This is a genomic window from Aeromonas sp. HMWF014 (assembly GCF_963878295.1).
GTDB classification, from domain to species: domain Bacteria; phylum Pseudomonadota; class Gammaproteobacteria; order Enterobacterales; family Aeromonadaceae; genus Aeromonas; species Aeromonas popoffii.
The window spans coordinates 1-7,487 of the sequence record NZ_CAWNYS010000486.1 but is presented as its reverse complement, the minus strand read 5'-3'; the positions used below and the strand labels follow the sequence as shown (position 1 = coordinate 7,487).

General features: G+C 58.7%; 8 protein-coding genes. 7 read left to right on the top strand and 1 reads right to left on the bottom strand.

Translation table 11 applies throughout. The features are described 5' to 3' along the window. The 7 genes from hisD to hisIE all read left to right on the top strand — a co-directional run. Window positions 1-1,156 (top strand): histidinol dehydrogenase (gene hisD, locus AAC083_RS18800; RefSeq protein WP_108535517.1); only part of this gene is annotated, 1,156 nt, incomplete at its 5' end. After that, on the top strand, window positions 1,153-2,223 hold the full coding sequence (gene hisC, locus AAC083_RS18795; RefSeq protein ID WP_042037666.1) for a histidinol-phosphate transaminase: 1,071 nt from the start codon (window positions 1,153-1,155) through the stop codon (window positions 2,221-2,223). The genes hisD and hisC, both read left to right, overlap by 4 nt. Before the next feature lie 15 nt (window positions 2,224-2,238). Beyond that, window positions 2,239-3,363 carry a bifunctional histidinol-phosphatase/imidazoleglycerol-phosphate dehydratase HisB gene (gene hisB, locus AAC083_RS18790; RefSeq protein WP_108535516.1) on the top strand — a complete coding sequence of 375 codons (1,125 nt, stop codon included), beginning with the start codon at window positions 2,239-2,241 and terminating at the stop codon, window positions 3,361-3,363. Continuing rightward, complete coding sequence (hisH, locus tag AAC083_RS18785; RefSeq protein ID WP_108535515.1) at window positions 3,363-3,992, top strand: imidazole glycerol phosphate synthase subunit HisH; 630 nt, start codon at window positions 3,363-3,365, stop codon at window positions 3,990-3,992. The genes hisB and hisH overlap by 1 nt, the downstream gene beginning before the upstream one ends. Next, window positions 3,993-4,754, top strand: coding sequence for a 1-(5-phosphoribosyl)-5-[(5-phosphoribosylamino)methylideneamino]imidazole-4-carboxamide isomerase (gene hisA, locus AAC083_RS18780; RefSeq protein WP_108535514.1), 762 nt, complete (start codon window positions 3,993-3,995; stop codon window positions 4,752-4,754). It abuts the gene before it with no gap. Beyond that, a complete protein-coding gene (hisF, locus tag AAC083_RS18775) occupies window positions 4,754-5,527 on the top strand; it encodes an imidazole glycerol phosphate synthase subunit HisF (protein ID WP_019446757.1) in 774 nt (257 codons plus the stop codon). Before hisA ends, hisF begins: the two co-directional genes overlap by 1 nt. After that, window positions 5,520-6,170 (top strand): bifunctional phosphoribosyl-AMP cyclohydrolase/phosphoribosyl-ATP diphosphatase HisIE, encoded by a 651-nt coding sequence (hisIE, locus tag AAC083_RS18770; protein WP_108535513.1) that lies wholly within the window; start codon window positions 5,520-5,522, stop codon window positions 6,168-6,170. Before hisF ends, hisIE begins: the two co-directional genes overlap by 8 nt. Before the next feature lie 31 nt (window positions 6,171-6,201). On the opposite strand, the gene AAC083_RS18765 is transcribed toward hisIE, so the two are convergent. After that, a partial coding sequence (locus AAC083_RS18765; RefSeq protein WP_258224565.1) for a KAP family P-loop NTPase fold protein occupies window positions 6,202-7,487 on the bottom strand: 1,286 nt, incomplete at its 5' end.

The following is a 7,487-nucleotide window of genomic DNA, read 5'->3' as shown; positions in this document are numbered from 1 at the left end:
CGCCCCCCGTGAGCGGTTGCGCGTCAGCGAAGATGAGATTGAAGCCGCCTGCGCGCGGCTGGATAACGACATCAAAAGCGCCATCGAAGCGGCGATTGCCAATATTCGCACCTTCCACGCTGCCCAAGTGCAGCCTGTGGTACGGGTGGAAACCCAGCCAGGGGTGGTGTGCGAGCTGCGCACCCAACCCATCAGCCGGGTTGGCCTCTATGTGCCGGGAGGCAGCGCACCGCTCCCCTCCACCGTGATGATGCTGGCCATTCCGGCTGCTATCGCCGGTTGCCGTGAAGTGGTGCTCTGCACCCCGTCCCCCGCCAGCGACGAGATCCTGTTCGCCGCCCGCGCCTGCGGGGTCGAGAAGGTGTTCGCCATCGGCGGCGCCCAGGCCATCGCCGCCATGGCTTACGGCACAGCAAGCATCCCGAAGGTGGACAAGATCTTCGGCCCGGGCAACGCCTTTGTTACCGAAGCAAAGGGGCAGGTCTCCCGCGATTGGCGCGGCGCCGCCATCGACATGCCAGCGGGCCCCTCCGAGGTGCTGGTGATTGCCGACGAGAGCGCCAACCCGGCCTTCGTGGCGGCAGATCTGCTCTCCCAAGCCGAGCACGGCCCCGACAGTCAGGTGGTGCTGGTGACCACCTCGCCCCTGCTGGCCGATGCCATCGCAGGGGAGATCAAACGCCAGCTGGCCAAGCTGAGCCGCCGGGATATCGCCGCGCAGGCGCTCGGCAGCAGTCTGGTGATCCTCTGTGACGATCTGGCCGAAGCGTGCGCCATCTCCAACGCCTATGCGCCGGAACACCTGATTGTGCAGACCCAGGCGCCCCGCGATCTGCTGGATAAACTCGAGAACGCCGGTTCCATCTTTCTTGGCCAGTGGACGCCCGAGTCGGTCGGCGATTACGCCAGCGGCACCAACCACACATTGCCCACCTATGGCTACGCACGCACCTGCTCGAGCCTTGGCCTTGCGGATTATCAGCGCCGCTACACGGTGCAGGAGCTGAGCGTCGAGGGCATTCAGGGGCTCGGCCCCATCGTTCAGCGCATCGCCCAGGCCGAGGGGCTCGATGGCCACAAAAATGCCGTCACCCTCAGGTTGAACGCCCTGGCCGCCGCGCCCCAACAAACAGTACAGCAGAAGGATTTGTCATGAGCATTGCCAATCTGGCGCGCCGCGTGGTGCGGGCCCTCACCCCTTATCAATCCGCCCGCCGCATTGGCGGCAAGGGCCACGTCTGGCTCAACGCCAACGAGGCGCCGCAGGCTTATCCCTTTACCATCGAGGGGAGCCGCCTCAACCGCTACCCCGAGTGCCAACCGGCCGAGGTAGTGAGCGGCTATGCCGCCTACGCCGGAGTCAACCCCGATCAGGTGCTGGTCAGTCGCGGCGCCGACGAGGCCATCGAGCTGCTTATTCGCACCTTCTGCGAAGCGGGTGAAGATCAGATCCTCATCTGCCCCCCCACCTACGGCATGTACGCCATCAGCGCCGAGACCTGTGGCGTCGGTATCGTCGAGCAACCGCTCACCACCAGCCGCCAGCCGGACTGGCCCGCCATCGCCGATCGCCTCGGCGACGTGAAACTGGTGTTTCTCTGCTCCCCCAACAACCCCACCGGGGATCTGGTGGGTCGCGATGGCCTGATTGCCCTGCTGGAGAAGGCCCGGAATCGCGCCATCGTGGTGGTGGACGAGGCCTATATCGAATTCTGCCCAGAGGCGTCCGTGGTGGACCTGCTGGCCCGCTTCCCCAATCTGGTGGTGACCCGCACCCTCTCCAAGGCCTTTGCCCTGGCGGGGATCCGCTGCGGCTTTACCTTAGGCCATCCCGAGGTGATCGCCATGCTGGCCAAGGTGATCGCCCCCTATCCCATCCCCGAGCCCATCGCCCAGATCGCGGCGCAGGCCCTCTCCCCCATGGGGCTGGCGCTGATGCGCGAGCGAGTGATGGAGCTCAACAAGCAAAAAGCCGCCTTCAAGGCAGAGCTGGCTAGGCTTGCCTGCGTGAAGGAAGTATTCGAGGACAAGGGCAACTTCGTGCTGGTGCGCTTTGTGGATGGCGCCGCCGTCTTTGCCGCCATGAAGGCCGCCGGCATCATACTGCGGGATTTCTCCAGCAAACCGGGTCTGGACAACAGCATTCGCGTCACCATCGGCTATCAGGGCGAGATGGACGCCGTGCTGGCCGTACTGCGTGATCTGCCCTCTCCCACTTTGTAAGACAAGGATGTAGCGATGAAGACCCCGTTTTTGTTTATCGACCGCGACGGCACCCTGATTGAAGAGCCGGTGACCGACAAGCAGGTGGATAGCCTCGCCAAGCTGCGCTTCGAGCCCATGGTCATTCCGGTGCTGCGCGAGCTGCAGGCCGCTGGTTACGTACTGGTGATGGTGACCAATCAGGATGGGCTGGGCACCGCCAGCCTGCCGCTGGAGAACTTCCAGCCACCCCACGACCTGATGATGCATTTATTTGAATCGCAAGGGGTGAAGTGGGAGCAGGTGCTGATCTGCCCGCACTTCCCCACCGACGGTTGCAGCTGCCGCAAACCCCACCTCGGGCTGGTGAAGGCGTATCTCGCCTCGGGTCGCATCGACTTTGCCAACTCCTTCGTGATTGGCGATCGCCAGACCGATCTGCAGCTGGCCGAGAATATGGGCATTGGCGGTATTCGCTACCACCCGCAGGATCACGACTGGCTCGCTATCCGTGATCAGCTTCTTTGCAAGGGGCGCGTCGCCGAAGTGGAGCGCTACACCAAGGAGACCCGCATTCAGGTGGCTGTTGACTTGGACCCTTCTGCCACAAACAAGAGCAGCGGCAACCAGATCGCCACCGGCATCGGCTTCTTTGATCACATGCTGGATCAAATAGCGACCCACGCCGGTTTCCAGCTCAAGCTGAGCGTCAGCGGCGATCTGCATATCGACGATCACCACACGGTAGAAGATGTGGGGCTGGCCCTCGGGCAGGCGCTGCGCCAAGCCCTTGGCAACAAGCGCGGCATTGGTCGCTTCGGCTTCGTGCTGGCGATGGACGAGGTGCAGGCAGTGATCGATGCGCGCCCGCTGACCGAGCAGGAGGTAAGTACCGCGCTGGATCTCAGCGGTCGCCCCTACTTCGTGTTTGACTGCCCGAGCGGCTTTGGCCGCGACAACGTGGGCGAGATGGCCACCGAGATGGTGCCCCACTTCTTCCGCTCTATCTCGGACGCCATGGCCATCACCCTGCAAATGAAGGTGGGCAGCGGCAACACCCACCATCAGGTGGAGGCGCTGTTCAAAGGCTTTGGCCGCGCCCTACGTCAGGCCATTCGGGTGGAAGGGAGTGACCTCCCCTCCAGCAAGGGAGTGCTGTGATGGAGGTGAGCAAGCAGAAGCTGGTCATTATCGACACAGGCTGCGCCAATCTGGCCTCGGTCAGAATGGCGTTCGAGCGCCTCGGCGTGCGGCCCTTGGTCTCCAGCCAAGCGGCTGATATCGAGCAGGCGGACAAGCTGATCCTGCCCGGTGTCGGCACTGCTGTGGCCGCCATGAACAACCTCAACGAACGGGGACTGGTGCCCCTTATCCGCGCCGCCAAGCAGCCGCTGCTGGGCTTTTGCCTCGGCATGCAGATGCTGGCGGAGGCCTCCGAAGAGAGCATGGGCACGCAGGGTTTGCCAGATACGCTTATCGACTGCCTTGGCATAGTGCCGGGCAAGATCCGGCTGATGGAAGTGGGTAACCTGCGCTTGCCCCATATGGGCTGGAACCAGATTGAGCATGACGAGACCCATCCCCTGCTCAAGGGGATCCCGAGCGGCAGTTACTTCTACTTCGTGCACTCCTATGCGCTGGAGGTGACAAAAGCGACGCTGGCGACTTGTGACTACGGCAAGCCTTTTACCGCGATTGTCGCCCGTGACAACTTCTTTGGCGCCCAATTCCACCCGGAGCGCTCAGGCGCAGCCGGTGCCCGTTTGCTGCAAAATTTTCTGGAGCTATGAATGATCATTCCCGCAATTGACCTGATCAATGGTCAGGTGGTGCGCCTCTATCAGGGGGACTACGAGCAGAAGACCGAATACAGCAGCAGCCCGCAGGCCCGCTTCGATGAATATGTCTCCCAGGGGGCGGTACAGCTCCATCTGGTGGATCTGGACGGTGCCAAGGATGCCAAGGCGCGCCAGTTGCCCCTGTTGACCCAACTGCTGTCGGCCACCGAAGCGCCGGTGCAGGTCGGCGGCGGCGTGCGCACGGAGCAGGATGTGGCAGATCTGCTGGCCGCCGGTGCCAGCCGGGTGGTGATTGGCTCCACCGCCGTCAAATCCCCGGATCTGGTGGCCAACTGGATGGAGAAATATGGCCCCGAGCAGATAGTGCTGGCGCTGGACGTCCATATCGATGCCCAGGGCAATCGCCATATCGCGGTGGCAGGCTGGCAGGAGAACAGCGGGGTGACCATCGAAGCGCTGATCGAGCGCTTTCTCCCCGCCGGGCTCAAGCACGTGCTCTGCACCGACATCAGCCGTGACGGCACCCTGGCTGGCACCAACGTCGAGCTCTATCGGGATCTCTGCGCCCGCTACCCGAGCGTCGCTTTTCAGGCTTCCGGCGGCATTGGCGGCATCGCGGATATCGAGGCGCTCAAGGGCTCCGGCGTCAAGGGGATCATCCTTGGCCGCGCCCTGCTGGAGGGCAAGTTCTCGGTGGGTGACGCCATCGCCTGCTGGCAAACGCCCGCAGCCGTTACCACAGGAGGCAACTGATGCTGGCAAGACGCATTATCCCCTGCCTCGACGTGAAAGATGGCGTTGTGGTCAAAGGGGTGCAGTTTCGCAACCACGAGGTGATGGGCGGCATTGTCGAGCTGGCGCGCCGCTACGCCGAGGAAGGGGCAGACGAGCTGGTGTTCTATGACATCACCGCCTCCAGCGATGCGCGGGTGGTGGACAAGAGCTGGGTGAGCCGGGTGGCGGAGGTGATAGATATCCCCTTCTGCGTCGCCGGTGGCATCAAGAGCGTGGAAGACGCCCGCCAGATCCTGGAATTTGGCGCCGACAAGGTCTCCATCAACTCTCCGGCGCTGGCCGACCCGACTCTCATCAGCCGACTGGCCGAGCGCTTTGGCGTGCAGTGCGTGGTGGTGGGCATTGACTCCTACTTCGATGCCGAGACGGGCCACTATCAGGTCAAACAGTTTACCGGTGACGAGAGCCGCACCCGCACCACCGCCTGGCACACCCTCGATTGGGTGCAGGAGGTGCAAAAACGCGGCGCGGGCGAAATCGTGCTGAATGTGATGAATCAGGACGGCATGCGTCAGGGTTATGATCTCGACCAGCTCAAACTGGTGCGCAGCGTCTGCAAGGTACCGCTGATCGCCTCCGGCGGCGCCGGGGCCATGGCACACTTTCGCGATGCCTTTACCCTCGCCGATGTGGACGGGGCGCTGGCCGCCTCTGTGTTCCACAAGGGGCTTATCCCCATTCCCGAATTGAAACGCTGGCTGAAAACCGAAGGAGTCGCCATCCGTGAATAACTTCTCTGATAACACACAAACAACCGCCAGCGCGCGCCCCCTTGCCGAACAACTCGACTGGGCCAAGTGCGACGGCATGATACCCGCCATCGTCCAGCACGCCGCCAGCGGCGAGGTGCTGATGCAGGGCTTTATGACCCGCGAGGCGCTGGAACAGACCCAGAGCTCCGGTCAGGTCACCTTCTTTAGCCGCAGCAAACAGCGGCTCTGGACCAAGGGTGAAAGCTCGGGCAATGTGCTCCAGCTCGTGGCCATCAGCACCGACTGCGATCAGGACTCCCTGCTGATTGCCGCCAACCCCGTCGGCCCCACCTGTCACAAAGGGACAACCTCCTGCTTTAATGGCCACCCGCTGCCGCCCCTCGGTTTTTTGGCAGAGCTGGAGCAGGTACTGGCTTCTCGCAAAGGGGCCGATCCGGCCACCAGCTACACCGCCAGCCTCTACGGCAAAGGCACCAAGCGCATCGCCCAGAAGGTAGGTGAGGAAGGTGTCGAAGTGGCGCTGGCCGCCATGGCCAAGGATCGGGAGGAGCTCATCAACGAATCCGCCGATCTGCTCTACCACCTGACCGTGCTGCTGCAAAACGAAGGGTTGGGATTACAGGATGTGGTGCAGCGGCTGTATGAGCGGCATAATAAATAATCGTTAATGATTAAACGGGCTGACCGCCCGTTTAATCATTAAATCCGAGCATTAAAAAATTATCATAATCCATTATATTGAAATCAGAATGTTTATTGACCAATTGAATCACTGCCTGCTGCATTGAATATGATATTCTATCAAACATAACTCCAGAATCTATTTGCTTATTTAGAAACTCAACATCTGTATTATAATCAAAACTTAAAACATACAACCAAACAAAGTAACTTAGCGCATCTACTTTTGATGTTGCAGATTGACACCTATTATCTAATCCAGATAGATCAAAACTAATGCTTACAGACTCCAACGCATGAATATCAAGTTTTTGTGCCCATTTTACCCATTCAAAATTTGGATCTCCCCCCTCTGACAGAACTCTTTTTAAGTTATACCTTTCCATCAACAAGGTATTGTAAGCATCTCTTTTCCTAAGATGAATACAATAAAGCGTCACCAAGAAAACAATATCTATGTTTTTCCTTATATTGGTTAATATTGCGACTAGATGTGATATTAATCTATGCATATCTCGAAGCGACAATTCAAAAGCCTTTGAAATATCAGCAATGGTTTCAGCAAGCTGCATCTTTGACATCTTGGGATACAAAAATAATTTGTCTGATAACCAAAAGTCATCGCCATAAAGATCTAATCTTGATTTAGCCATCTCATAACGAGAGCCTTGTTTCAAAGTACGTTGGCTATCATAGAATCGTTCAAGATATTTTTTACCATCAAACCCCTCCCCATAAATCACCTTGATAGCATGCTGCAACTGCTCAGTATCCGTTGCCAGGACAAACACCACGCCCTGAATATCAAAGATATGCTTGATAGTCTCCAGCATTTCCACCGCATAGGAGGGGCGGCAACGATCCAGCTCATCAATCAAAATAAAGGCGGGATAATCCAAGCGACCTTGGCCATCCAACTGGTCTAAGTTTACTGAAACCGCCGCTTCAACCCATTGCCGGATCTCTTGTTTAAGATACTGGATAGATTCATAACGCTCTTTGTGATTGCTACAAAGCGTATCAACCAGCTTATCTGCGTATTCTCCTTCCACAGAAAAGTCACCATCTTCCAATCCAGCTTTTTTAATGGCTGACTTGAGTACCAATTTTCCGCCCACCTTGAGCATACCCAATAACTTTGACTTGATGCCATCAGGTATTGCAACCGTCTTTCCTGTAGCATCTCTCAATTGCTCAATGATCGACGAAATGACCGTCAATAAGGGGTCATCGGAAAAGTCCTGCTGCCAGGCATCGATATAGACGGTGGGATAGTCCGCTTTCAGCTCCATATACC